The 21,633-nt window shown below is 63.1% G+C and carries 21 protein-coding genes; 9 read left to right on the top strand and 12 right to left on the bottom strand.

The window, feature by feature from the left end; translation table 11 throughout:
• The first annotated feature begins 16 nt into the window (after window positions 1–16).
• Entirely contained in the window at window positions 17–1,444 is a 1,428-nt protein-coding gene (locus AC1RZR_RS01960) for a gamma-aminobutyraldehyde dehydrogenase (RefSeq protein ID WP_481827479.1), read from the top strand.
• A gap of 115 nt (window positions 1,445–1,559) precedes the next feature.
• Here the strand turns inward: AC1RZR_RS01960 and AC1RZR_RS01955 are convergent, their stop codons facing one another.
• The 10 genes from AC1RZR_RS01955 to AC1RZR_RS01910 form a co-directional block, all read right to left on the bottom strand.
• Window positions 1,560–1,874, bottom strand: coding sequence for a hypothetical protein (locus AC1RZR_RS01955; protein ID WP_477272485.1), 315 nt, complete (start codon window positions 1,872–1,874; stop codon window positions 1,560–1,562).
• 55 nt (window positions 1,875–1,929) lie between these two features.
• The gene (locus AC1RZR_RS01950) at window positions 1,930–2,292 is read right to left on the bottom strand and encodes a nuclear transport factor 2 family protein (protein ID WP_477272487.1); all 363 of its coding nucleotides are present in this window, start codon (window positions 2,290–2,292) and stop codon (window positions 1,930–1,932) included.
• Between the two features lie 84 nt (window positions 2,293–2,376).
• A complete protein-coding gene (locus AC1RZR_RS01945; RefSeq protein WP_477272489.1) occupies window positions 2,377–2,856 on the bottom strand; it encodes a carboxymuconolactone decarboxylase family protein in 480 nt (159 codons plus the stop codon).
• Window positions 2,857–2,965: 109 nt separating this feature from the next.
• Complete coding sequence (locus AC1RZR_RS01940; RefSeq protein ID WP_481827478.1) at window positions 2,966–4,519, bottom strand: alpha/beta fold hydrolase; 1,554 nt, start codon at window positions 4,517–4,519, stop codon at window positions 2,966–2,968.
• Window positions 4,520–4,629: 110 nt separating this feature from the next.
• On the bottom strand, window positions 4,630–4,941 hold the full coding sequence (locus tag AC1RZR_RS01935; protein ID WP_477272493.1) for a formate dehydrogenase subunit delta: 312 nt from the start codon (window positions 4,939–4,941) through the stop codon (window positions 4,630–4,632).
• Window positions 4,931–5,761 carry a formate dehydrogenase accessory sulfurtransferase FdhD gene (gene fdhD / locus AC1RZR_RS01930; RefSeq protein ID WP_477272495.1) on the bottom strand — a complete coding sequence of 277 codons (831 nt, stop codon included), beginning with the start codon at window positions 5,759–5,761 and terminating at the stop codon, window positions 4,931–4,933. The genes AC1RZR_RS01935 and fdhD overlap by 11 nt, the downstream gene beginning before the upstream one ends.
• A gap of 2 nt (window positions 5,762–5,763) precedes the next feature.
• Window positions 5,764–8,676, bottom strand: a complete 2,913-nt coding sequence (gene fdhF / locus AC1RZR_RS01925; protein ID WP_477272497.1) for a formate dehydrogenase subunit alpha — start codon at window positions 8,674–8,676, stop codon at window positions 5,764–5,766.
• A gap of 10 nt (window positions 8,677–8,686) precedes the next feature.
• Window positions 8,687–10,243 (bottom strand): formate dehydrogenase beta subunit, encoded by a 1,557-nt coding sequence (locus AC1RZR_RS01920; RefSeq protein ID WP_481827477.1) that lies wholly within the window; start codon window positions 10,241–10,243, stop codon window positions 8,687–8,689.
• A complete protein-coding gene (locus tag AC1RZR_RS01915; RefSeq protein ID WP_477272501.1) occupies window positions 10,240–10,719 on the bottom strand; it encodes a formate dehydrogenase subunit gamma in 480 nt (159 codons plus the stop codon). The genes AC1RZR_RS01920 and AC1RZR_RS01915 overlap by 4 nt, the downstream gene beginning before the upstream one ends.
• A gap of 136 nt (window positions 10,720–10,855) precedes the next feature.
• Window positions 10,856–11,755, bottom strand: coding sequence for a LysR family transcriptional regulator (locus tag AC1RZR_RS01910; RefSeq protein WP_379101616.1), 900 nt, complete (start codon window positions 11,753–11,755; stop codon window positions 10,856–10,858).
• Window positions 11,756–11,905: 150 nt separating this feature from the next.
• Between AC1RZR_RS01910 and AC1RZR_RS01905 the strand changes: the two genes are divergently transcribed.
• The 4 genes from AC1RZR_RS01905 (at window position 11,906) to AC1RZR_RS01890 (ending at window position 16,277) form a co-directional block, all read left to right on the top strand.
• Window positions 11,906–12,547 (top strand): DUF47 family protein, encoded by a 642-nt coding sequence (locus AC1RZR_RS01905; RefSeq protein WP_477272504.1) that lies wholly within the window; start codon window positions 11,906–11,908, stop codon window positions 12,545–12,547.
• Window positions 12,548–12,550: 3 nt separating this feature from the next.
• Complete coding sequence (locus AC1RZR_RS01900; RefSeq protein ID WP_477272506.1) at window positions 12,551–13,555, top strand: inorganic phosphate transporter; 1,005 nt, start codon at window positions 12,551–12,553, stop codon at window positions 13,553–13,555.
• 209 nt (window positions 13,556–13,764) lie between these two features.
• A complete protein-coding gene (locus AC1RZR_RS01895; RefSeq protein WP_477272508.1) occupies window positions 13,765–15,015 on the top strand; it encodes a sensor domain-containing diguanylate cyclase in 1,251 nt (416 codons plus the stop codon).
• A gap of 92 nt (window positions 15,016–15,107) precedes the next feature.
• Entirely contained in the window at window positions 15,108–16,277 is a 1,170-nt protein-coding gene (locus AC1RZR_RS01890; protein WP_477272510.1) for an Mrp/NBP35 family ATP-binding protein, read from the top strand.
• A 32-nt stretch (window positions 16,278–16,309) separates the two neighbouring features.
• Here AC1RZR_RS01890 and AC1RZR_RS01885 read toward each other — a convergent pair whose 3' ends face one another.
• Window positions 16,310–16,759, bottom strand: a complete 450-nt coding sequence (locus tag AC1RZR_RS01885; protein ID WP_477272512.1) for an SRPBCC family protein — start codon at window positions 16,757–16,759, stop codon at window positions 16,310–16,312.
• Window positions 16,760–16,905: 146 nt separating this feature from the next.
• On the opposite strand from AC1RZR_RS01885, the gene AC1RZR_RS01880 reads away from it, so the two are divergent.
• Complete coding sequence (locus AC1RZR_RS01880; protein ID WP_477272514.1) at window positions 16,906–18,711, top strand: IlvD/Edd family dehydratase; 1,806 nt, start codon at window positions 16,906–16,908, stop codon at window positions 18,709–18,711.
• Here the strand turns inward: AC1RZR_RS01880 and AC1RZR_RS01875 are convergent.
• Entirely contained in the window at window positions 18,705–18,899 is a 195-nt protein-coding gene (locus AC1RZR_RS01875) for a hypothetical protein (RefSeq protein WP_477272517.1), read from the bottom strand. The genes AC1RZR_RS01880 and AC1RZR_RS01875 overlap by 7 nt on opposite strands.
• On the opposite strand from AC1RZR_RS01875, the gene AC1RZR_RS01870 reads away from it, so the two are divergent.
• From AC1RZR_RS01870 to AC1RZR_RS01860, 3 genes are all read left to right on the top strand, one after another.
• The gene (locus AC1RZR_RS01870; RefSeq protein ID WP_481827476.1) at window positions 18,898–19,722 is read left to right on the top strand and encodes a chromate resistance protein ChrB domain-containing protein; all 825 of its coding nucleotides are present in this window, start codon (window positions 18,898–18,900) and stop codon (window positions 19,720–19,722) included. The two genes, AC1RZR_RS01875 and AC1RZR_RS01870, sit on opposite strands and share 2 nt — an antisense overlap.
• Window positions 19,719–21,104 carry a chromate efflux transporter gene (gene chrA / locus AC1RZR_RS01865; protein WP_481827475.1) on the top strand — a complete coding sequence of 462 codons (1,386 nt, stop codon included), beginning with the start codon at window positions 19,719–19,721 and terminating at the stop codon, window positions 21,102–21,104. The genes AC1RZR_RS01870 and chrA overlap by 4 nt, the downstream gene beginning before the upstream one ends.
• Before the next feature lie 123 nt (window positions 21,105–21,227).
• Window positions 21,228–21,626, top strand: a complete 399-nt coding sequence (locus AC1RZR_RS01860; protein WP_481827474.1) for a hypothetical protein — start codon at window positions 21,228–21,230, stop codon at window positions 21,624–21,626.
• Window positions 21,627–21,633 lie beyond the last annotated feature (7 nt).

Genomic DNA, 21,633 nt, shown 5'->3' with positions numbered 1-21,633 from the left:
TAAGGGAGAGATGTCCATGGACACCCAGATGCTGATCGGCTCGAAGTTCGAGAAGGGCACCGAAACCGAGGAGCCGATCCTCAATCCGAAGACCGGGGCGACCATCCTCAACCTGCCCGAAGCCAGTCCGGCGCAGATCGAGGCGGCGGTGCTTGCGGCCGAGAAAGCGTTCGTCACCTGGTCGCGCACCACGCCTGCGCAGCGCTCTGGGTATCTCCTGAAGATCGCCGACCGCATCGAGGCCGAGGCACAAGAATTCGCTACGCTCGAGGCGCTCAACTGCGGCAAGCCGATCAATGCGGTGCTCAATGACGAGATTCCGGCGATCGTCGATTGCTACCGCTTCTTTGCCGGTGCGGTCCGCTCCATGCCGGGCGTGGTTGCCGGCGAATATCTGCCCGGCCACACCTCGATGGTGCGCCGCGACGCCATCGGCATCGTCGCCTCGATCGCGCCGTGGAACTATCCGCTGATGATGATGGCCTGGAAGCTGGCACCGGCGATCGCTGGCGGCAACACCGTGGTCTTCAAGCCGTCGGAGCAGACACCGCTGACGGCGCTGAAGCTTGCCAGGATTCTAGCCGAAATCCTGCCCGAAGGCGTGGTCAACGTCGTGCTCGGCAGAGGTGACAGTGTCGGCAACACGCTGATCAACCATCCCAAGGTCAACATGATCTCGATCACCGGTGACGTCGCCACCGGCAAGAAGGTGCTGCAGGCAGCCGCCAAGTCGGTCAAGCGCACGCATCTCGAACTCGGCGGCAAGGCGCCGGTCATCGTTTTCGACGACGCCGACCTCGGCGCGGTGGTCAACGGCTTGCGCGCCTTCGGCTACTACAATGCCGGCCAGGACTGCACCGCCGCCTGCCGCATCTATGCCGGCAAGAAGATCTACGACAAGCTCGTCGCCGATCTCTCCTCGGCTGTCTCGACCATCAAGTACAATCGCCCCGACGACACCGAAAACGAGATCGGGCCGCTGATCTCGCGCCGCCAGCGCGACCGTGTCTCGAGCTTCGTCGAGCGCGCCTCGGAACTGAAGCACATCGAGATCACCACCGGCGGCAAGCCGGGTGAGGGCTCGGGTTTCTACTACCAGCCGACCGTCGTTGCCGGTGCGCTGCAGGAAGACGAGATCGTGCGCCGCGAAGTGTTCGGCCCGGTCGTCTCCGTCACCCGTTTTTCCGAGGTCGACGAGGCGGTGAACTGGGCCAACGATAGCGATTATGGCCTGGCGTCATCGGTGTGGACCAAGGACGTGTCGCGCGCCATGGCGACGGCCGCCCGCCTGCAATATGGCTGCACCTGGATCAACACCCATTTCATGCTGACCAACGAGATGCCGCATGGCGGGTTGAAGCAGTCCGGTTACGGCAAGGACATGTCGCTCTACGCGCTGGAAGACTACACCGCCGTGCGCCATGTGATGGTGGCGCATGGGTAGCGCCTTCCCATCTGCCCGTGAACGGGCAGATGGTGGCCCGAAGGGCCGGATGAGGGGCAGTGCGACGCTTCCAAAGCTGGCTTCGCCCCTCATATGCCTGCCGGGGAGAAGACCACTACTCCACGATGCGGTAGATGTTCCACAGGCTGGTGCCTGACACGACATACGGTTCCATGTCCTTGCCCCATTTGGCGTGCGCGTCGATCTTGCCGATCTTGGCGAAGAACGCCTCCAACTGGGCCAGGCTTTCGACCTTGTGATGGGATTCGACCGTCGCCTCCCGCGCGCCGATCGATCCGGTCATGATCTGGAATTCCAAGTCGGCGATGCCGACTTGCGAGCCGATCTCGCGTTCCCATTTCTTCATCAGTTCGAGCACGGTCTGCTTGTGCCCGAACTTGGCGTCGATCTGCCATCTGGCGCTGAACATCTTCTTCTCCTCCAGGTTTGCGGCCCAAGCCACAGTTGATTTATCGGCGGTTGACCTATTCGTCCCAGGCCTGCACGACGGTCTGCCGTGCGATCCGCCCGTTCTTCAGCTCCAGCATCGCCGCGGCGAATACTTTCGTGCCGTCCGGATAGGCGCAGGCCTGGGTGAAGGCGAGGCTGTCGCCATCAGCGATCGTTGTGTCGACCTTGTGGGTCATCGCCCGGCTGCAGATGTCGTCCCAGAAGGTGGCGATCGCTGCGCGGCCGCGGATTTCGCGCGGCTTGCTCGGTGGGTTGTTGCGGTCGATCACCCGCACCAGAGCGTCGTCGGCATAGAAGCTCGACAGCATCTTTCCATCACGGCCTTCGATTGCCTTCTTGATCGCCGCGCCGTCCACGGTCTGTGTCTTGGTCAGCATCTTATCCTCCATATGCCCGTCTCGCGATCGGGCGGTTGATAGTCAGAAGCGCTGCACGGCGCTCATCGCCGCGCAGGGATTTCTTCACTGCGACTTCGCCTTGACGGCCGCGAACACGTCGTCGGTCTGCTTCTTGAAGGTCGCGAGATCCACCTGGCTACCATTGAGCATCGTCGACCAGTGGCGCACGATCGCGGCCATCGCCACCGCCTCCTTGATCTCCTCGTCGCTGGCGCCGTTGAGCCTGGCCGCCTCCGTATGGAAATAGATGCAATATTGACATGGGATCTGTGCCGCGACGGCGAGCCCCAACAGTTCCTTGGTCTTGCCGTCGAGCGCGGTCTTCGGGTTGAGCTGGACGCCCTTGATCTCGGCCCAGGCGCCGGCGACGGCCACGTCGGGCAACGTCTTGAACATGTCCGGCACCGAGCCGAGCGTTGCCTGGATGTCCTTGTAGGCCGCCGCTGCCGACGCATCCTCGGCCTTTGCGGGTGCGATAGCGAACAACGCTCCAGCGCCTGCCGCAATCACCAGCGATTTGAGTGTCCGGTTTGACTTCAGCATTTCATCCTCCTTCGCAGCGCCTTTCCCGGCGGCATCCGCCCGGCCTGCATGGAGAGAAATGATAGCGTCTGCATGTCTCGCGCCGCTTCGCCCGAAAGCGCCATGGCTCTCATGGCCCGTCCGGGCCAGTGTGCCGGGCGGAAAATGCCGCCGCCGCCGCTCGCGAAGGCAGGTCGAGCTTGAGCAATATGTTGGCGACGTGACGCTTGACCGTGTGCTCGCTCAGCCTGAGCTCGGCGGCAATCGCGGCATTGCTCTTGCCGTCTGCAATCAGGCCCACCACTTCGCTTTCGCGTGCCGTCAGCACGGCCGGTTCGGTCGTTCGGGTCCTGGCGCGGCAGTCGGGCTCCAGATGCTGTTCGGACATCGCCCGCACCAGCGCCAGCGGCTCGTCCATCTCGTCCAGCGTGACCCGGCCGGCGTCGGTGAAATGCAGGCCCGAGCCGGTTGCGAGATCCGCCACCAGCCGCGAAGCGATTATGTCGCCGCGGCTGGCGTGCGCGGCAAGCTGCATCGTCACCCGCGTCGTCAGCCCCACCGGCGGCCCACGCAGTTCGATCTCGCCGACATGCGCGCCCTGCGCGCTGGCCACGCCAATGCCTTGTGCCGCCTCGCGCAGCGCGGCCGCGCAGCGTATGGCGCGCGCAGGCCCATCGAAGCGCGAGATCATCATCTCGCCATGCGTACCCACCGCGCGGCCGCCATGGCGGCCGACCAGCAGCCGCCAGGTTTCCTGGAAGCGCTGGCTGCGTTCGCTCCACATGCGGTCGCCCATCCGCGCCGTGTCGTAGATGCGTGTCGCCAGGAGTGCCGCCAGCACGCGGTCCACCTCGGCCACGGCACGCTCGCCGGTCAGGAATTCCTCGATCAGGTCGGCCACCCGGTCGACGTCGCCAGTCCAGATCGGGTGGTCGCGCCCGGGAATCTCGACCAGTCGTGAATTGGGAATCTTCCTGGCCAGGAAGCGGCTGGCGTCCGGGTCGACCCGGACGTCGCCGTGGCGATGAATGAGCAGCGTCGGTGCGCTGATCGCGGCCAGCACGCCGCGCACATCGGTCCCGGCGTTCATGCGCGCCAGTGCCGCCGCCGCCGTCGGGCTCGCCGACAATCGTTCAAAACGAGCCCACCACTGGGCGAAATGTGCGTCGTCGACCCGGCTCGGCGCGAAATGAGGCAGGGTGGCACCGGTACCCCAGGCCGTCTCGGCCATCTCGATGAAGGCGTCGAGGCGCTCGGGCGACATCACCCATTTGTGGAAACGCGCATAGCCGCCATAGAGCGCCAGCGCCCGCGTCCGTTCCGGATAGGTGGCGGCGAACAGCATCGCCATAGGCGCGCCTTCCGAGGCACCAAGCAGTGCCGCGCGGCCGCTGCCGGCGGCGTCCATCACCGCACGCACATCGTCCATGCGCGTTTCGAGGCTGGGCAGGTGGTGCGCGTCGACACGGTCGGACAGACCCGTGCCACGCTTGTCAAACAGGATCAGCCGCGAGAACGCCGAAAGCCGCTTCAGCATCCGGCTGTAGCCCTGGTCTTCCCAGTGCAGATCGAGATTGGAAATGAAGCCCGGCACGAAGACGAGGTCGAGCGATCCCTGCCCGACCACCTGATAGGCGATCCGCACATCGCCGCTACGGGCATATCGGGTCTCGATCGGCCTCACGAGGTTTCCGCCCCGGCCTGACGATTTCTGATCGCCAACCATAGCAGAGCAGCGCCGACTGCGGCAGTTCAAACTTTAGCGATAGAAAATATAGCCGGCTTGGCCTGCGGTTATTTTTGCGAGGCGGCGACGTCGGCCGGGGAGGCCTCGAGCCCGAGTTTGAGGTCGGCCTCAGCCGGCGTGATCGGTCGCCTGATTTTGGCGGAGGCGGCCACCACCAACTCGTTGAAGTTCTCGGTGCCGCCATCCAGCATCTCGAACAGCTGCCGCCGCATCCTCGGCTCCCAGAACTTGTTGATATGCTCGGCGATGCCGGCGATGCCTTCCTCGCGCGGCTTGGAATGGAAGAAATCGGCGATCTGGTTTGCCATGCGCACCAGCTTCTCGCTCGTGCTCATGATGTGTTCTTCGTCATGCGACATGCTTGGCAACTCCCAGGACCACCCGGTCGGGGTGGGTGAAAACATCGAAATCATCGCCGCGCACCAACGCCACCAACGTCATGCCGGCCTCTTGCGCCGTGCGGATGGCCAGTGCGGTCGGCGCCGAGACGGCGATGATGAAGGCCGAGCCAATCGCCGCCGTCTTCTGCACCATCTCGACCGACACCCGCGATGTGACGACGACAGCACCGGATGCGCCATCGATGCCGGCCTTGGCCAGTGCGCCGGCCAGCTTGTCAAGCGCATTGTGGCGGCCGACATCCTCGCGCGCCATGACGATGCCCTTGCCCTGCACATAGAAACCGGCGGCGTGCACGGCTCCGGTCTCCGTGTGCAACGGCTGCACTTTCGAAAGGAGCTTGACGGAACGGACGATATCGTCGCCATCAAGCGTAAGGTTTGACGCACCAACGGCATCGACCGAGCGCATCGCTTCCTCGATCGATTCGATACCGCACAATCCGCAGCCGACCGGGCCGGCCAGTCGCCGGCGCCGCGCTTCGAAGCGCGTATTGGCGCTGTCCTTCAGCCGGATCTGGATATCGATACCGGCGCCATGGTCCTCGACCTCGATGGACTCGATCTCCTGGCGGTCGGCAATGATGCCCTCGGTCAGCGAGAAGCCGAGCGCGAAATCCTCGAAATCGGCCGGACTTGCCATCATCACAGCATGCGTGGTGCCGGCGAAGGAGAACGCCACCGGCGTCTCCTCCGGCACCATCCGGTTGGCAGCCGTCGTCCCGCCTGCGCGGCGCGCCAGCCGCGATACCTGCGTCGTGGCTTTGCGGCGCTCGCTCAAGACTACTCCGCTGCTTCCAACTTCGCGATGCGACGGCTGTTGCGCGCCTGCTCGTCATAGTCGCGCTGCCATTCCGACGGCCCGTTGGAAGCGCCGACCTGCACCGCCGTCACCTTGTATTCCGGGCAGTTGGTCGCCCAGTCGGAGAAGTCGGTCGTGATCACGTTGGCCTGCGTGTCCGGATGATGGAAGGTCGTGTAGACCACGCCGGGCGACACCCGGTCGGTGATCAGCGCGCGCAGCGTCGTCTCGCCCGAGCGGCTGGTCAGCCGGACCCAGTCGCCGTCGCGGATGCCACGGTTTTCGGCGTCATGCGGATGGATTTCGAGCCGATCCTCGCTGTGCCACATGATGTTGTCGGTGCGTCTGGTCTGTGCGCCGACATTGTACTGCGACAGGATGCGGCCGGTGGTGAGCAGCAGCGGGAAGCGCGGCCCGGTCCGTTCGTCCGTCGCCACATATTCGGTGCGGATGAACTTGCCCTTGCCGCGCACGAAACCATCGACATGCATGATCGGGGTGCCGAGCGGTGCCTTCTCGTTGCAGGGCCATTGCACGGATCCGACACGGTCGAGCAACTCGAAGGAAACGCCGGCGAAGCTCGGCGTCGTCTGCGCGATCTCGTCCATGATCTCGGAGGGATGCTGGTAGTTCCAATCCAGACCGATCGCGCGGGCAAGCTCCTGCGTCGCTTCCCAGTCGGCGTAGCGCGCCTTCGGCTCCAGAACCTTGCGCACCATGTTGATGCGACGCTCTGCATTGGTGAAGGTGCCGTCTTTCTCCAGGAAGGTCGAGCCCGGCAGGAAGACATGTGCGTAGTTGGCCGTCTCGTTGAGGAAGAGGTCATGCACGACGACGCATTCCATCGCGGCCAGGCCGGCAGCGACATGCTTGGTGTCGGGATCGGACTGCAGAATGTCCTCGCCCTGGATGTAGATGCCCTTGAAAGTGCCATCGACCGCGGCATCCAGCATGTTGGGAATGCGCAGGCCGGGTTCGTCGTCCAGCTTCACGCCCCACAGGCTCTCATAGATGTCACGCACGGCTTCGCCGGAGATATGGCGGTAGCCGGGCAGTTCGTGCGGGAAGGAGCCCATGTCGCACGACCCCTGCACGTTGTTCTGGCCACGCAGCGGGTTCACGCCGACGCCTGGCCGGCCGATATTGCCGGTGGCCATGGCGAGATTGGCGATCGCCATCACCGTGGTCGAACCCTGGCTGTGTTCCGTCACCCCGAGGCCGTAATAGATCGCGCCGTTGCCCCCGGTAGCGTAGAGGCGCGCCGCACCGCGGATCAGCTCGGGATCGACGCCAGACAACTTGCCGACGGTTTCGGGGCTGTTTTCCGGCAAGGCGACGAACGATGCCCAATCCTGGAACTCCGCCCAGTCGCAGCGTTCGCGGATGAAGGCTTCGTTGAAAAGACCTTCGGTGACGATCACATGCGCCAGCGCGGTCAGCACAGCCACATTGGTGCCGGGCTTCAGCGGCAGGTGATAATCCGCTTCAACATGCGCCGACTTGACCATCTCGGTGCGACGTGGATCGAGTACGATCAGCTTGGCGCCCTGACGCAGCCGTTTCTTCAGCCGCGAGGCGAACACCGGATGGGCAGAAACGGGATTGGCGCCGATAATGACGGCGACGTCGGTGTAGTCGACGGAGTCGAAATCCTGCGTGCCGGCCGAGGTGCCATAGGTCTGGCCGAGCCCGTAGCCCGTCGGCGAGTGGCAGACGCGTGCGCAGGTGTCGACATTGTTGTTGCGGAAGCCCTGCCGCACCATTTTCTGGACGAGGTAGGTTTCCTCGTTGGTGCAGCGCGACGAGGTGATGCCGCCAATCGCTGTGCGGCCGTACTGATACTGGATACGGCGGAATTCCTGGGCCGTGTGGGAAATAGCCTCTTCCCAGGTCACCTCGCGCCAAGGATCGGTGATCTTTTCCCGGATCATCGGCGACAGGATGCGGTCCTTGTGGGTGGCGTAGCCATAAGCGAAACGGCCCTTCACACAGGAATGACCGTGGTTCGCCTTGCCCTCCTTGTAGGGCATCATGCGAATGACCTCGTCATCCTTCACTTCGGCCTTGAACGAGCAGCCAACGCCGCAATAAGCGCAGGTGGTGACGAGCGAGCGCTCCGGCAGGCCCTTGGCAAGGACCGCTTTCTCGCGCAACGCATCGGTCGGACAGGCCTGCACGCAGGCGCCGCAGGACACACATTCCGAATCGATGAATGCTTCGTGCATTCCCGCCGAAACTCTGGATTCGAAACCACGTCCTTCGATAGTCAGCGCGAAGGTGCCCTGCACCTCTTCGCAGGCCCTCACGCAGCGCGAGCAGACGATGCATTGCGTGGGGTCATAGGTGAAATAGGGATTGGATTCGTCGCGCGCGATGTAATCGACCGTCAGCGAGCCATGGCCGGGCGCTACGCCGTTTTCCTGCTTGACGTGGTTGCGGCCCTCGATGCCGTAGCGGTTCTCGGTCAAGCCGATCGACATCGCCACCGCGTCGAACTCGCTGGCACCGGTTCCGGCCTTCTCGTTCCAGCCGGTCGGATGATCGGAGACGTAAAGTTCCATCACGCCGCGGCGAATGGCGTCGAGCCGATCGGAGTGCGTACGCACCACCATACCCTCGCCGACAGGTGTCGTACACGACGCTGGCGTGCCGCCGCGCCCTTCGATCTCGACAAGGCAGATACGACACGAACCGAAAGAGTCCAGCGTGTCGGTGGCGCAAAGCTTCGGGATCTCGACCCCGCCTTCCATCGCGGCACGCATGATCGAGGTGCCTTCCGGTACGGTGATGCTGCGGCCGTCGACGCTCAGCGTGACCTGCTTCTGCGCCGTCGATTGCGGGGTTCCGTAGTCGATCTCTTCGACGAGGGACGGGAAGTCGGCCTTGATGTTCATCTGCCAGCTCCTATTCAGCAGCCACGCGCACGGGCGCAGGCTTGAAGTCGTCGGGGAAATGGGTGATCGAGCTCATGACAGGGTAGGGCGTGAAGCCGCCCAGCGCACAAAGCGAGCCGAATTTCATCGTGTTGCAGAGGTCGGTGACCAGAGCGAGGTTCTTCTCCGGCTCAATGCCGGCAGTGATCTTGTCGATGGTCTCGACACCACGCGTCGAGCCAATGCGGCAGGGTGTGCACTTGCCGCAACTTTCGATAGCGCAAAACTCCATGGCGAAGCGGGCCTGTTTCAGCATGTCGGCAGTGTCGTCGAACACCACGATGCCGGCATGGCCGATCAGCCCGTCCTTGGCCGCAAAGGCTTCATAATCGAATGGCGTGTCAAACAGCGCGCGCGGGAAATAAGCCCCCAGCGGTCCGCCGACCTGCACCGCCTTGACCGGACGTCCCGTCGCCGTGCCGCCGCCGATCTCGTCGACGATCTCGCCCAGCGTCATGCCGAAGGCCGCTTCGAACAGGCCGGCATATTTGACGTTGCCGGCGATCTGGATCGGGATCGTGCCGCGCGAGCGGCCCATGCCGAAATCCTTGTAGAAGGCGGCACCCTTGTCCATGATCACAGGCACCGAGGCCAGCGAGATGACGTTGTTGATCACCGTCGGCTTGCCGAACAGCCCCTTGTGAGCCGGTAGCGGTGGCTTTGCCCGTACCATGCCGCGCTTGCCTTCGAGCGAGTCCAGCAGCGCCGTCTCCTCGCCGCAGACATAGGCGCCTGCGCCGACCCGGATCTCCATGTCGAAAGCGTAGGACGACCCCAGCACGCTGGCGCCAAGCACCCCGGCCTTGCGGGCGACGTCGACGGCCTTGTTCATCACCGCCACCGCATGCGGATATTCCGAACGGATATAGACAAAGCCTTTGGTCGCACCGGTGGCGATTCCGGCGATCGTCATGCCTTCGATCAGCACGAAGGGATCGCCCTCCATGATCATGCGGTCGGCGAAGGTGCCTGAGTCGCCTTCGTCGGCGTTGCAGACGATGTATTTGCGGTCGCCAACGGTATCGAGCACCGTCTTCCACTTGATGCCGGTCGGGAAGCCCGCGCCACCGCGCCCGCGCAGTCCGGATTCGGTCACCTGGGCAACAATGGCGGCGGGCGTCAATTCCAACGCGTTCGTCAGTCCATTCAACCCGCCGTGTTTCTTGTAGGATTCGAGCGACAGCGGATCTGTGACGCCACAGCGCGCGAAGGTCAGCCGCGTCTGCTTGGCCAGGAAGGGGATTTTGTCGGGGGCGCCCAGCCAGCGCTTGTGAGGGCCGCCGGTGAGGAAGCCACTGTCGAACAGGCTTTTGACATCGGATGGCTTGACCGGCCCATAGGCAACGCGGCCGTTGGCTGTCGCAACTTCGACCATTGGTTCGAGGAAATAAGCGCCGCGCGAACCGTTGCGCACGATCTTGGCCTCGATGCCGCGCTCGGCCAGTTCACTGGCGATCGCCTTGGCGACCTTTTCGGCGCCAAGCGCCAGTGCGCCGGAGTCGGCGGGAATGTAGATACGCGGGATCATGAGCGCACCTCGGCAACGATCTCGTCGAGCTTTTGGTCATCGAGCCGTCCGATCACCTCGCCGTCGAGCATGGCGGCGGGCGAACAGGCGCATAGGCCGAGACAATAGACCGGCTCCAGCGTCACCGAACCGTCGCGGCTCGTCTCATGAAAGCCGATGCCCAGCAACTGCTTCAGTTTGGCAGCGATGGCGTCAGAACCCATCGACTGGCAGGATTCTGCCTGGCAAACCTTCAGCACATGCCGACCTGCCGGATGGCTGCGGTAGTCGTGATAGAAGGTGACGACGCCGTGCACTTCAGCCCTGGAGATGTTCAGCGCTTCGGCGATGACCGGCAGTGCAACCTGCGGCACATGGCCGAACTCTTCCTGGATGCCGTGGAGGATCGGCAGCAGCGGGCCTTCAAGGCCTTTGAGCTCCTGGATGATCGCGGCCGTGCGCGACGTGATCTCGGTACTTGCAGGCTGCATCGTCATGCAGCGCCCTCCCTGGTCGATAGCTTTTTTATCGCTAAGTCTTTACAAAATCAGAGGAAACCCTCGGAATCAATAAAGCAGTTTCGTTACTCGATAGAAATCTTCTATCAAACTTGGTCAGCCACCATTGTCTAGCCTAGCGGCGGGCGTGGAAATCGTCCGCCAGCGCCATCGCCTCGTCCAGCAGCGCCGAGACCAGCGGCGTGTGTGGTTCGCGCGGCGCCGCCACCAGGCCAACGGTGTGGCTGGCGTCCGGCTCGACGATCGGAATGGCCCGGATCGGTTCGGAAAAGCCGAATGTTTCCGCAAGGTTGAGCGGCATGATCGATGACCATTTGCCGGTGCGGATGTGCGAGAACAGCACGATCATCGAATTGGATTCGAGCGTCGGCCGGACCTGTACGCCGGCCTCGGCCAGGTGCTGATCGATGATGCGGCGGTTCTGCATGTCCGGCGTCAGCAGGCAAAGCGGCAGGCTGCTGAGCTCTGCCCATGTCACTTTGTCGCGATCGGAATAGGGATTTCCCATGGCCGTGATCAGCTGATAGCGCTCGTCATAGAGCGGCACGCTGGTCACCCGCCCCAGCGGCTCGTTGTCGAGATAGGTGATGCCGGCATCGATGTCGAAATTGCCGAGCAGGGACAGCACTTCGATCGAGGTCCGCGACAGCACCGAGAAGGTGACGCCAGGGTGCTTTTCGCGGAACGGCGTCGTCAGGCGCGGCAGCATGGCCAGCGCCGTCGGGATGGCGGCGATGCGGATGCGGCCGGACAGGCCATGGCGCGCCGCCCGCATTTCTTCTCTCATGGTGCGGGTGTCGCCGACGATGCGGCGCGCCCAGACCAATACCTGCTTGCCTTCGGGCGTCAGCCCCTGGAAGCGTGAGCCGCGCAGCACCAGCATCACGCCGAGCTGGCCCTCGAGCTGCTTGATGCCGGCCGACAGTGTCGGCTGGGTGACGCCGCACACGTCGGCCGCCCGCCCGAAATGCTCTTCCTTGGCCAGTGCGATGAAGAATTCCAGCTTGTCGATCATGCCATCTTTCCGCGCGTTCCGCGCAAGGTCGGGGAAATCGTCTTTCGCCGCAAGCGGTATGCGCAATCGCGTCGCATCCACATCTTTCAGCCGGCTTGCTGTTCCCTGCGACGCAATGCGGCGTTATGTGGATGAAACGGGAGGTCGACCATGCTGGGCTGGTTCCGCAAGCTTTTGCCGCGCGAAGATCGCTTCTTCGAGCTGTTCGAACGACATTCCCGCACCGTGGTCGGCGGCGCCGAGGCGCTGGAGCAGCTTCTCCAGGGCAAGGACATCGATCGCTGGTGTCAGAAAATCATCGATCTCGAAGACGAGGCCGACCATATCACCGCGGAAGTCCTGCTGGCGGTGCGACGCTCCTTCATCACCCCTTTCGATCGCGGTGACATCAAGGACCTGATCCAGTCGATGGATGACGCCATCGACATGATGCACAAGACCGTCAAGACGGTGAAGCTGTTCGAGAAGAAGGAATTCGATCCGCTGATGCAGGAAATGGGCGGCGTCATCGTCGCCGCCGCCAAGCTGGTCGCCGAGGCGATCCCGCTGCTCGGCAAGGTCGGCGCGCACGCGGTGCGCCTCAACGCCATCGCAGAAGAGGTCATGCGCGTCGAAAGCCGGGCAGACGATCTGCACGAACAAGGTCTGAAAGACCTCTTCAAGCGGCATGGACGCAGCGATCCCATGGCCTACCTGATCGGCAGCGAGATCTATGGCCAGTTGGAGAAAGTGGTTGACCGCTTCGAGGACGTCGCCAATGAGATCAGCGGCATCGTCATCGAGAATGTATAGGCGATGGAAGCAACCATCGCCTTTCCCGTGCTGATCGGCCTTGTCGCCGTAGCGCTGTTCTTCGATTTTCTCAACGGCCTGCACGATGCCGCCAATTCCATTGCCACCATCGTCTCCACGCGCGTGCTCAGGCCGCAATACGCGGTGCTCTGGGCGGCCTTCTTCAATTTCATCGCCTTCATGTTCTTCGGTCTTCATGTCGCCGAGACAGTGGGGAAGGGAATCGTCGACGTCACTATTGTCACGCCGGCGGTGATCTTCGCCGCCCTTGTCGGCGCCATTGTCTGGAACATCGTCACCTGGGTCGCCGGCATCCCTTCGAGCAGCTCGCATGCCCTGATCGGCGGGCTGGTCGGCGCTGGCGTCGCAAAGGCAGGCCTGGGCGCTATCGTCTGGACGGGCCTAGGCAAGACGGTCGCCGCGATCGTTGTGTCGCCGGCGACCGGTTTTGTTCTGGCGCTTGTCCTGATCCTTGCGGTTTCCTGGCTGTTCGTGCGCCAGACACCGTTTGCGGTCGACCGAACCTTCCGCGTCATGCAGTTCTTTTCCGCCTCGCTCTATTCCCTCGGGCACGGTGGCAACGACGCCCAGAAGACCATGGGAATCATCGCCGTGCTGCTCTATTCGCAAGGCATGCTCGGCACGACTTTCTACGTGCCGCTCTGGGTCGTCCTCACCTGTCAGTCGGCGCTGGCGCTCGGCACCTTGTTCGGCGGCTGGCGTATCGTTCACACAATGGGCTCGAAGATCACCCGGTTGAACCCGATGCAGGGCTTCTGTGCCGAAACCGGTGGCGCCATCACGCTGTTCGCCGCCACATGGCTCGGCGTTCCTGTTTCGACCACCCACACCATCACCGGTGCCATCATCGGCGTTGGCGCCGCCCGCCGCGTCTCGGCCGTGCGCTGGGGCATTGCCGGCAACATCGTCATTGCCTGGATTGTCACCTTGCCGGCCACGGCTGCCATTTCCGCGCTCACCTACCTCGCGGTTGGCCTGGCGGGGTGACGCGGGCACTCCGGTGCCTTTGGGGCGACCCCAATCTGCACCATCTGAGCCGCAGGCAAACGCCTCATGCCGCGAGCCCTTCCGCAGAGGTCGAACCGGCGACCCTTTGTCGGTCTATGAGTGGTGACAACAGGCAAATAACCAATTGATAAGATTTGGCTTGCCATGATGGTGGCCATGCGCACGCACCAGACCGCTGGAGGTAGAGCATGCTGCATGAGCACCCCACAGAAATGCAGACCGCGACGGACGCCGATCTGCGAGAAGCGGCGCGATTGCAGGCCCTCGACCGTTTCGACGTTCTGGACACGCCGCGCGAGGCGTCGTTCGACCGCATTACCCGGCTGATCAGGACCGTGTTCGATGTCCCGATTGCCATTGTCTCGGTCATCGATGGGCATCGCCAATGGTACAAGGCCTGCGATGGCCTCGCTACGGCTGAGGCCGAGCGCAAGGACACATTTTGCAAGCATACGATCCTGCAGGACGGCCCGCTGATCGTTCATGATGCAACGAAAAACCCACGCTTCGCCGACAACCCCAATGTCAGGAACGATCCGCACATCCGGTTCTATGCGGGCGTCCCCTTGCGCACCCATGATGGCCACAACATCGGCAGCGTGTGCGCGATAGGCGACCAGCCGCGCGATTTTGGTCAGCGCGAAACGGCCATCCTGCAGGATTTCGCCGACCTGGCGATGGATGAACTGGAATTGCGCCAGCATGCCTCGAGCGATGTGTTGACCGGCGTGTTGTCCCGGCGGGCCTTCATGGAGCAGGGCAGTCGGGCGTTTGCCCTGGCGAAACGGCAACGCTTTGATTTCTCCTGCGTCGTCTTCGACGTCGATCACTTCAAAGCGGTCAACGATACATTTGGGCATGCCGCCGGCGACAGGGTTTTGAGTGGCGTCGCAAAGCAATGCGGTGCGGCCTTGCGTGATGTCGACATTTTCGGACGCGTCGGCGGCGAGGAATTCGCCATCCTCATGTATGCGGGCCGCAAGGGCGCCCTTGAATCAGCCGAGCGATTGCGCAGCGCGATCGAGGCGATGCGCTTCGCCCACGGCACGGCAGAGCTAGCGGTTACCGCCAGCCTCGGCATTGCCTCGCTTGATTCGACGATCCCCAGCTTGCATGAACTGATCGAACACGCCGACGCGGCCATGTACGCTTCGAAACACGCTGGCCGCAATCGAACCTCCGTCTGGAATTCGCTCGCAAAAGACCAGCCACCGCCACGGCGCAGGGTGCTCAAGGCTGGTCAGATCGTGTTCAACAGGCGCATGTCGACCATCGACTGCACGGTTCGCAGCTTCGGCGAGGACGGCGCCACAATCGATGTGTCGAATATCGCCGGCATTCCTCAGCAGTTCACGCTGGTCATCAGGGCAGACCGGTTCGAAACCAGGTGCCGGGTCGTCTCCCAGGCCGAAAGACGCCTGGAACTGGCTTTCGACTGAACCAGGCCTGTTCGATCTCGCATCTGGCGATGAACTGCATTATCTCAAGCCAGCCGCTGTTTGAGCCAGCCAATGTTTGAGGAAATGCCGTCATGTCTGTCACCAAGGAAATCGTCACCGAGCGCCTGAAGACGGTCAATGGACCGGATTTCACCGGCAACATCGTCGACCTTGGTATGGTTTCCGAGATTTTCATCGCCGATTCCAAGGTCTTCTTCTCGATTACCGTTCCCGCCGCACGCGCCCAGGAAATGGAGCCGCTGCGCGCCGCCGCCGAGCGTGTCGTCAAGGCGATCCCCGGTGTCGCCGGCGCCGTCGTTGCGCTGACGGCGGAAAAGAAGGGCGGCGGCATGGAGGCGCCGGTTCCATCGCGCCCGGCACCGAGGCCGGCTCCGCCCGCCGCCGCGCCGCGTGCCGCTCCACACGCTCCTGCTTCGCACAGCCAGGGCAAGCGTGGCGTGCCCGGCATCGAAGCGATCATCGCCGTCGCTTCCGGCAAGGGCGGTGTCGGCAAGTCGACCACCGCCGTCAACATTGCTCTTGGCCTCGCCGCCAATGGTTTGCGCGTCGGCGTGCTCGACGCCGACATCTATGGCCCCTCCATGCCGCGGCTGCTCAACATCCATGGCCGGCCGCAGACCGTCGACGGCAAGATCCTGAAACCGATGGAGAATTATGGGTTGAAGGTGATGTCGATGGGCTTTCTCGTCGATGAGGAGACGCCGATGATCTGGCGCGGGCCGATGGTCATGTCGGCACTGACGCAGATGCTGCGCGAGGTGGAATGGGGCCGGCTCGACGTGCTCGTCGTCGATATGCCTCCAGGCACCGGCGACGCCCAGCTGACCATGGCCCAGCAGGTGCCATTGGCCGGCGCCGTCATCGTCTCGACGCCGCAGGACCTGGCCCTGATCGACGCCCGCAAGGGCCTCAACATGTTCAAGAAAGTCGATGTGCCGCTGCTCGGCATCGTCGAGAACATGAGCTATTTCATCGCTCCGGATACCGGCAAGCGCTACGACATCTTCGGCCATGGCGGCGCCCGCCGCGAGGCCGAGCGTCTCGGCGTCACCTTCCTCGGCGAAGTGCCGCTCGAGATGGGCATTCGCGAGAGCTCGGATGCCGGCACGCCAGTGGTTGTCTCGAAGCCCGACGGCCCCGAGGCAAAGATCTACAGGGATATTGCCGGAAAGGTCTGGGACCGGATCAATGAAGAGCGGGGTGCGGCCGCGGACGCCGTGACGAGCATCGTGTTTGAGTGATGCGGATATCCCTCCCCTCGAGGGGAGGGGGCTCAGCCGCCGACCTTCTCGCCGAAGCTGGAAAAAAACTGCCCGGCCAGTTTCTTCGAGGTCGATTCGATCAGCCGGCTGCCCAATTGAGCGATCTTGCCGCCGACATCGGCCTTGGCCGCGTATTTCAGCACCGTCGCGTCCGGCCCATCTTCAGTCAGCGTCACATCGGCCCCGCCCTTGGCGAAGCCGGCTATGCCGCCCTTGCCTTCGCCCTGGATGGTGTAGGAATGCGGCGGCTTGAGGTTCTTCAGCATCACCTCGCCGTTGAACGTCGCCTTGATCGGCCCGATCTTCACCACCACGGTGGCCGCCATCTCGGTCGGCGACTTCATCTCCAGGCTCTGGCAGCCGGGAATCGTCGCCTTCAAGACCTCGGGATCGTTCAGCGCTTCCCACACCTTTTGCAGGGGCGCGGCAATGCGCTCCTCGCCTTCGATCACCAAAGCCATGAAAACCTCCCTGACAAGACTGATTGAAGCCCTAACCCACAGCTGGGGGCCTGTCTATCGCACCAAAGTCCGGATGCGACCCTGCGCCCTCTTGCCTGCTCCCGCGCGTTGCCATATCGATTTGTCTTACAAATACGGAGACCACGATGGCAGGCGCCCCCACCAGGAAGAAAAAATTTCGCTCGCAGGAGTGGTTCGACAATCCCGACAATCCGGGCATGACGGCGCTCTACCTGGAGCGCTACCTCAACTACGGCCTGACGCGGGCCGAACTGATGTCCGGCAAGCCGCTAATCGGCATCGCCCAGACCGGTTCGGATCTCTCGCCCTGCAACCGCCATCACATCGAGCTGGCCAAGCGCGTGCGCGAAGGCATCGTCTCGATGGGCGGCATTCCGTTCGAATTCCCGTGCCATCCGATCCAGGAGACCGGCAAGCGCCCGACTGCCGCTCTTGACCGCAACCTTGCCTATCTCGGCCTGGTCGAAGTGCTCTACGGCTATCCGCTCGATGGCGTCGTGCTCACAATCGGCTGCGACAAGACAACGCCGGCCCTGCTGATGGCGGCAGCCACCGTCAACATCCCGGCGATCGCGCTGTCGGTCGGCCCGATGCTCAACGGCTGGCACAAGGGCAAGCGCACCGGCTCCGGCACCATCGTCTGGGAATCGCGCCAGCGCCTATCGGCCGGCGAGATCGACTATGACGAGTTCATGGACATCGTTGCCTCCTCGGCGCCGTCCACCGGCTATTGCAACACCATGGGCACCGCCACGACGATGAACTCGCTGGCCGAGGCGCTTGGCATGCAATTGCCGGGCTCGGCCGCCATTCCCGCGCCCTATCGCGAACGTGGCCAGATTTCTTATGAAACAGGCAAGCGTATCGTCGAGATGGTGCACGAGGATCTGAAGCCGTCCGACATCATGACGAGAGAGGCTTTCGAGAACGCCATTGTCGTCAATTCGGCCATTGGCGGCTCGACCAACGCGCCTATCCATCTCAACGCCATCGCCCGCCACCTCGGCGTCAAGCTCGACAATGACGACTGGCAGACTGTCGGCCTCAATGTGCCGCTGCTGGTTAATTTGCAGCCGACGGGCGAATATCTGGGCGAGGATTACCATCATGCCGGCGGCGTGCCGGCGGTGATCGCCGAGCTGATGAAGGGCGGGCTGTTGCCGCATCCCGGCGCGCGCACGGTCAACGGCAAGTCGATCGGTGAGAATAGCGAAGGTGTCGCCAACGAGAACACTGACGTCATCCGCACCGTTGCCGAGCCTCTGAAGGCCAATGCCGGCTTCATCAACCTCAAGGGCAATCTGTTCGATTCCGCGATCATGAAGACCAGCGGCATCTCGCCGGAATTCCGCGAGCGCTACCTATCCAATCCGAAGGATCCCGAGGCTTTCGAAGGCAACGCCATGGTGTTCGACGGACCCGAGGACTATCACGCCCGCATCGACGATCCGGCGCAAGGCATCGATGAACACACGATCCTGTTCATGCGCGGCGCAGGGCCGATCGGCTATCCCGGTGGCGCCGAGGTCGTCAACATGCAACCGCCGGCCTATCTGATCAAGAAGGGCATCCATGCGCTCGCCTGCATCGGCGATGGCCGCCAGTCCGGCACGTCGGGTTCGCCGTCGATCCTCAACGCCTCGCCGGAAGCCGCGATCGGCGGCGGGCTGGCGCTGCTCAAGACGGGCGACCGTGTCCGCATCGACCTTCGCAAGGGCACGGCCGACATCCTCGTCACCGACGACGAGATCACCCGGCGGCGTGCCGAATTGCAGAACAATGGCGGCTATGACTATCCCAAGCACCAGACGCCCTGGCAGGAGATCCAGCGCGGCATGGTCGCGCAGTTTTCAGAGGGAATGGTGCTGAAGCCGGCGGTGAAATACCAGGATGTCGCGCACACCAGAGGCGTCCCCAGGGACAATCACTGAGCGAGCATCTGTTCGTAGATGCTTACATAAATGACAAACGGCGGCTTGATCCGGATCAGGCGGCCGCCATCCTTGACAAGCCCGCGCGATGCATCCACCATCATGACAAGGGGTGTATCGCGACGACCCCGTGAGGCGTCAGCCCAACGTTCGCGTCCAAGCTTCTCTTTCCAGGAGGTGGACGCCATGCCGTCAACAACCGCTATCACAGTATCGCAACTATCCCGCCTGATCGGTCTGCCAGGCGCGCCCGTCATCATCGATGTCCGTATCGATGATGACTTCGACGCCGATCCGCGCCTTCTGCCGGCCTCGAGCCGGCGCGATTTCAAAACCGTCTCGACCTGGGCACCGGCGTTCGCCGGCCAATCGGTGGCGGTCGTTTGCCAGAAAGGGCTGAAACTCTCACAAGGTGTCGCCGCATGGCTGCGCCATGAGGGCACTTCCGCCGAAAGCCTCGACGGTGGATTCGAAGCCTGGCGCGATGCAAAGGGACTTCTGGTCCGCACCGACACCTTGCCTTCGCGCGACGAAAAGGGCCGCACCGTGTGGGTGACACGAGCCCGCCCGAAGGTCGATCGCATCGCTTGTCCCTGGCTGATCCGGCGTTTCGTCGATCCGCATGCGATCTTTCTGTTTGTCGAGGCTGCCGAAGTGCCTGCCGTGGCGGATCGCTTTCAGGCGGTGCCTTTCGACATCGACAATGTGTTCTGGAGCCATCGCGGCGAACGCTGCACCTTCGACACGATGATCGAGGAGTTTGGACTGGGATCCGAGGCGCTCGATCGCCTTGCCCTGATCGTGCGCGCGGCCGACACCGTAAGCCTCGACCTCGTTCCCCAGGCGGCCGGCTTTCTGGCGGCTTCGCTCGGTCTGTCGCGTATGTTTCGCGACGATCTGGAACAACTGGACGCAGGCATGCTGCTCTACGATGCGTTCTTCCGCTGGTGTCGCGACGCCACCGAGGAAACGCACAACTGGCCCGGTGCAGGCTCGAGCAAACCGTCATGAGCGCACTTGTGTCGCAAGATACGGTGGTCCCGGTGCCGGCCGCACCGACCTTCGCCGAAGCCGTGAAGGTGTGGGCAAAGATCGGACTGCTCAGCTTCGGCGGGCCGGCCGGGCAGATCGCCTTGATGCACAAGGAACTGGTCGAGCAGCGGCGCTGGATCGGTGAGCAGCGTTTCCTGCATGCGCTGAACTACTGCATGCTGCTGCCTGGCCCGGAAGCCCAGCAACTCGCCATCTATATCGGTTGGCTGCTGCACAGGACGGTCGGTGGCCTTGTCGCCGGCGTCCTGTTCGTCGTGCCGGGCGCGCTCGTCATGCTCGTCCTGAGCAGCCTCTATGTGCTCTATGGCGACACGCCGCAGGTCGAGGCGCTGTTCTTCGGGGTGAAGGCGGCGGTGCTTGCCATTGTCGTCGAGGCGGTGATCCGGATTGGACGGCGTGCCTTGAAGAACCGGGTCATGGTGTCGATCGCCGTCTCGGCTTTCATCGCCATCTATGCGTTGAATGTGCCGTTCCCGCTCATCGTCCTGCTCGCGGGCCTGACGGGATGGCTGGGAGACCGCATTGCTCCGGCGCTGTTTTCCGGCTCGGCGCATGGCAAGGGCGATGTTGCCGATATCAAGGGTGCGGTCGACCTGATGTTCGAGCGCGGCGAGTTGGCGCACCTCAGGCCGACGAAATGGCATGCGCCGCGCACGGTTGCGATCTGGCTGCCGATCTGGCTCGGGCCTGTTCTGCTGATCTGGTGGCTTACCGGCACGGCAAGCGTCTGGACCGAGATAGGCCGGTTCTTCAGTCTCATGGCGGTCGTCACCTTCGGCGGCGCCTACGCGGTGCTTGCCTATGTCGCCCAGGCAGCCGTCCAGTCCTTCGGCTGGCTCGCCCCCGGTGAAATGGTCGACGGTCTTGGGCTTGCCGAAACGACGCCGGGTCCGCTCATTCTGGTTTTGCAGTTCGTCGGCTTCATCGCCGCGTTCCGCCACTCCGGGTCGCTGGACCCGTTGCTTGCCGGATCGCTGGGGGCGTTGCTGACCTTGTGGGTTACGTTCACGCCCTGCTTCTTCTGGATATTCCTCGGCGCCCCCTATATCGAGGCGCTGCGCGGCAACAAGGCCTTGTCGGCAGCACTTGGCGCGATCACCGCCGCTGTTGTCGGGGTGATCATGAATCTGGCTCTCTGGTTTGCCTTGCACGTCATTTTCCGTGAGGTGCAGGCGTTGGGCCTCGGCATGAGTGTGCCGGTGTTTTCGTCGATCGACTGGCGCGCCGCACTGCTTTCCTGTGCCGCCATGATCGCCATCCTGAAGCTGAAGATCGGCATGCTGCCGACGCTTGCCGGATCTGCTCTTGCCGGTGCCTTGCTCCTGGCGGCGAGTGGCTGACAGGCGCAACGACAAAGACTCAAAGCGCGTCGCGTGATCCGTCTCTACGCGACGCGCTTTACAAGACGCTGTCTTTGAATTCCGCTTGCGAACACCTAAGTGGTTGGAAACGGATGGAACATCATGGCGGGACGACGCTCTTCCCTAGGCTTCCTCGGAATGTTGGGTCGTTCGGGCGACTTGAGACAGCTCGATGCGGCATTGCGTGGCGCCGACCTTCATCCAGCCCTCGTGCCCGAGGGCGTAAAACTCACGATCGTCAATCTGATGAAAGATCGCTGGCCCGACGAGCCGCCCAGCCAAGCTTATCCAGAAGTGGCGCGGCTGTTCAGCTATTGCATCGCCGGACCGGAAGCCTTCGAGCGATCCAATGGTGTTCAGAACAGGCTGGATGCAGAGCGCCGGATCGAGGCCGCCCTTGAAACCGGCGACGGCTTCGATGCGCAAATTGTGCTGATGACGCTGCACGCCAAGCTGATCAGTGCCGAAGTCGTCGAGCGCTATGGACTCCACGCGGATTGATTGTTTT

This window comes from Mesorhizobium bavaricum (genome assembly GCF_056781655.1).
Note: the sequence above shows the minus strand (reverse complement) of the source record. Positions and strands in the feature narration are given on the sequence as shown.

Bases quoted from the DNA above. Each gene is read 5' to 3' on its own strand.
- AC1RZR_RS01960 (WP_481827479.1), top strand. From the start codon at position 17: ATGGACACCCAGATGCTGATCGGCTCGAAGTTCGAGAAGGGCACCGAA.
- AC1RZR_RS01955 (WP_477272485.1), bottom strand. From the start codon at position 1,874: ATGTTCAGCGCCAGATGGCAGATCGACGCCAAGTTCGGGCACAAGCAG.
- AC1RZR_RS01950 (WP_477272487.1), bottom strand. From the start codon at position 2,292: ATGCTGACCAAGACACAGACCGTGGACGGCGCGGCGATCAAGAAGGCA.
- AC1RZR_RS01945 (WP_477272489.1), bottom strand. From the start codon at position 2,856: ATGCTGAAGTCAAACCGGACACTCAAATCGCTGGTGATTGCGGCAGGC.
- AC1RZR_RS01935 (WP_477272493.1), bottom strand. From the start codon at position 4,941: ATGTCGCATGACGAAGAACACATCATGAGCACGAGCGAGAAGCTGGTG.
- fdhF (WP_477272497.1), bottom strand. From the start codon at position 8,676: ATGAACATCAAGGCCGACTTCCCGTCCCTCGTCGAAGAGATCGACTAC.
- AC1RZR_RS01920 (WP_481827477.1), bottom strand. From the start codon at position 10,243: ATGATCCCGCGTATCTACATTCCCGCCGACTCCGGCGCACTGGCGCTT.
- AC1RZR_RS01915 (WP_477272501.1), bottom strand. From the start codon at position 10,719: ATGACGATGCAGCCTGCAAGTACCGAGATCACGTCGCGCACGGCCGCG.
- AC1RZR_RS01910 (WP_379101616.1), bottom strand. From the start codon at position 11,755: ATGATCGACAAGCTGGAATTCTTCATCGCACTGGCCAAGGAAGAGCAT.
- AC1RZR_RS01905 (WP_477272504.1), top strand. From the start codon at position 11,906: ATGCTGGGCTGGTTCCGCAAGCTTTTGCCGCGCGAAGATCGCTTCTTC.
- AC1RZR_RS01900 (WP_477272506.1), top strand. From the start codon at position 12,551: ATGGAAGCAACCATCGCCTTTCCCGTGCTGATCGGCCTTGTCGCCGTA.
- AC1RZR_RS01895 (WP_477272508.1), top strand. From the start codon at position 13,765: ATGCTGCATGAGCACCCCACAGAAATGCAGACCGCGACGGACGCCGAT.
- AC1RZR_RS01890 (WP_477272510.1), top strand. From the start codon at position 15,108: ATGTCTGTCACCAAGGAAATCGTCACCGAGCGCCTGAAGACGGTCAAT.
- AC1RZR_RS01885 (WP_477272512.1), bottom strand. From the start codon at position 16,759: ATGGCTTTGGTGATCGAAGGCGAGGAGCGCATTGCCGCGCCCCTGCAA.
- AC1RZR_RS01880 (WP_477272514.1), top strand. From the start codon at position 16,906: ATGGCAGGCGCCCCCACCAGGAAGAAAAAATTTCGCTCGCAGGAGTGG.
- AC1RZR_RS01870 (WP_481827476.1), top strand. From the start codon at position 18,898: ATGCCGTCAACAACCGCTATCACAGTATCGCAACTATCCCGCCTGATC.
- AC1RZR_RS01875 (WP_477272517.1), bottom strand. From the start codon at position 18,899: ATGGCGTCCACCTCCTGGAAAGAGAAGCTTGGACGCGAACGTTGGGCT.
- chrA (WP_481827475.1), top strand. From the start codon at position 19,719: ATGAGCGCACTTGTGTCGCAAGATACGGTGGTCCCGGTGCCGGCCGCA.
- AC1RZR_RS01860 (WP_481827474.1), top strand. From the start codon at position 21,228: ATGGCGGGACGACGCTCTTCCCTAGGCTTCCTCGGAATGTTGGGTCGT.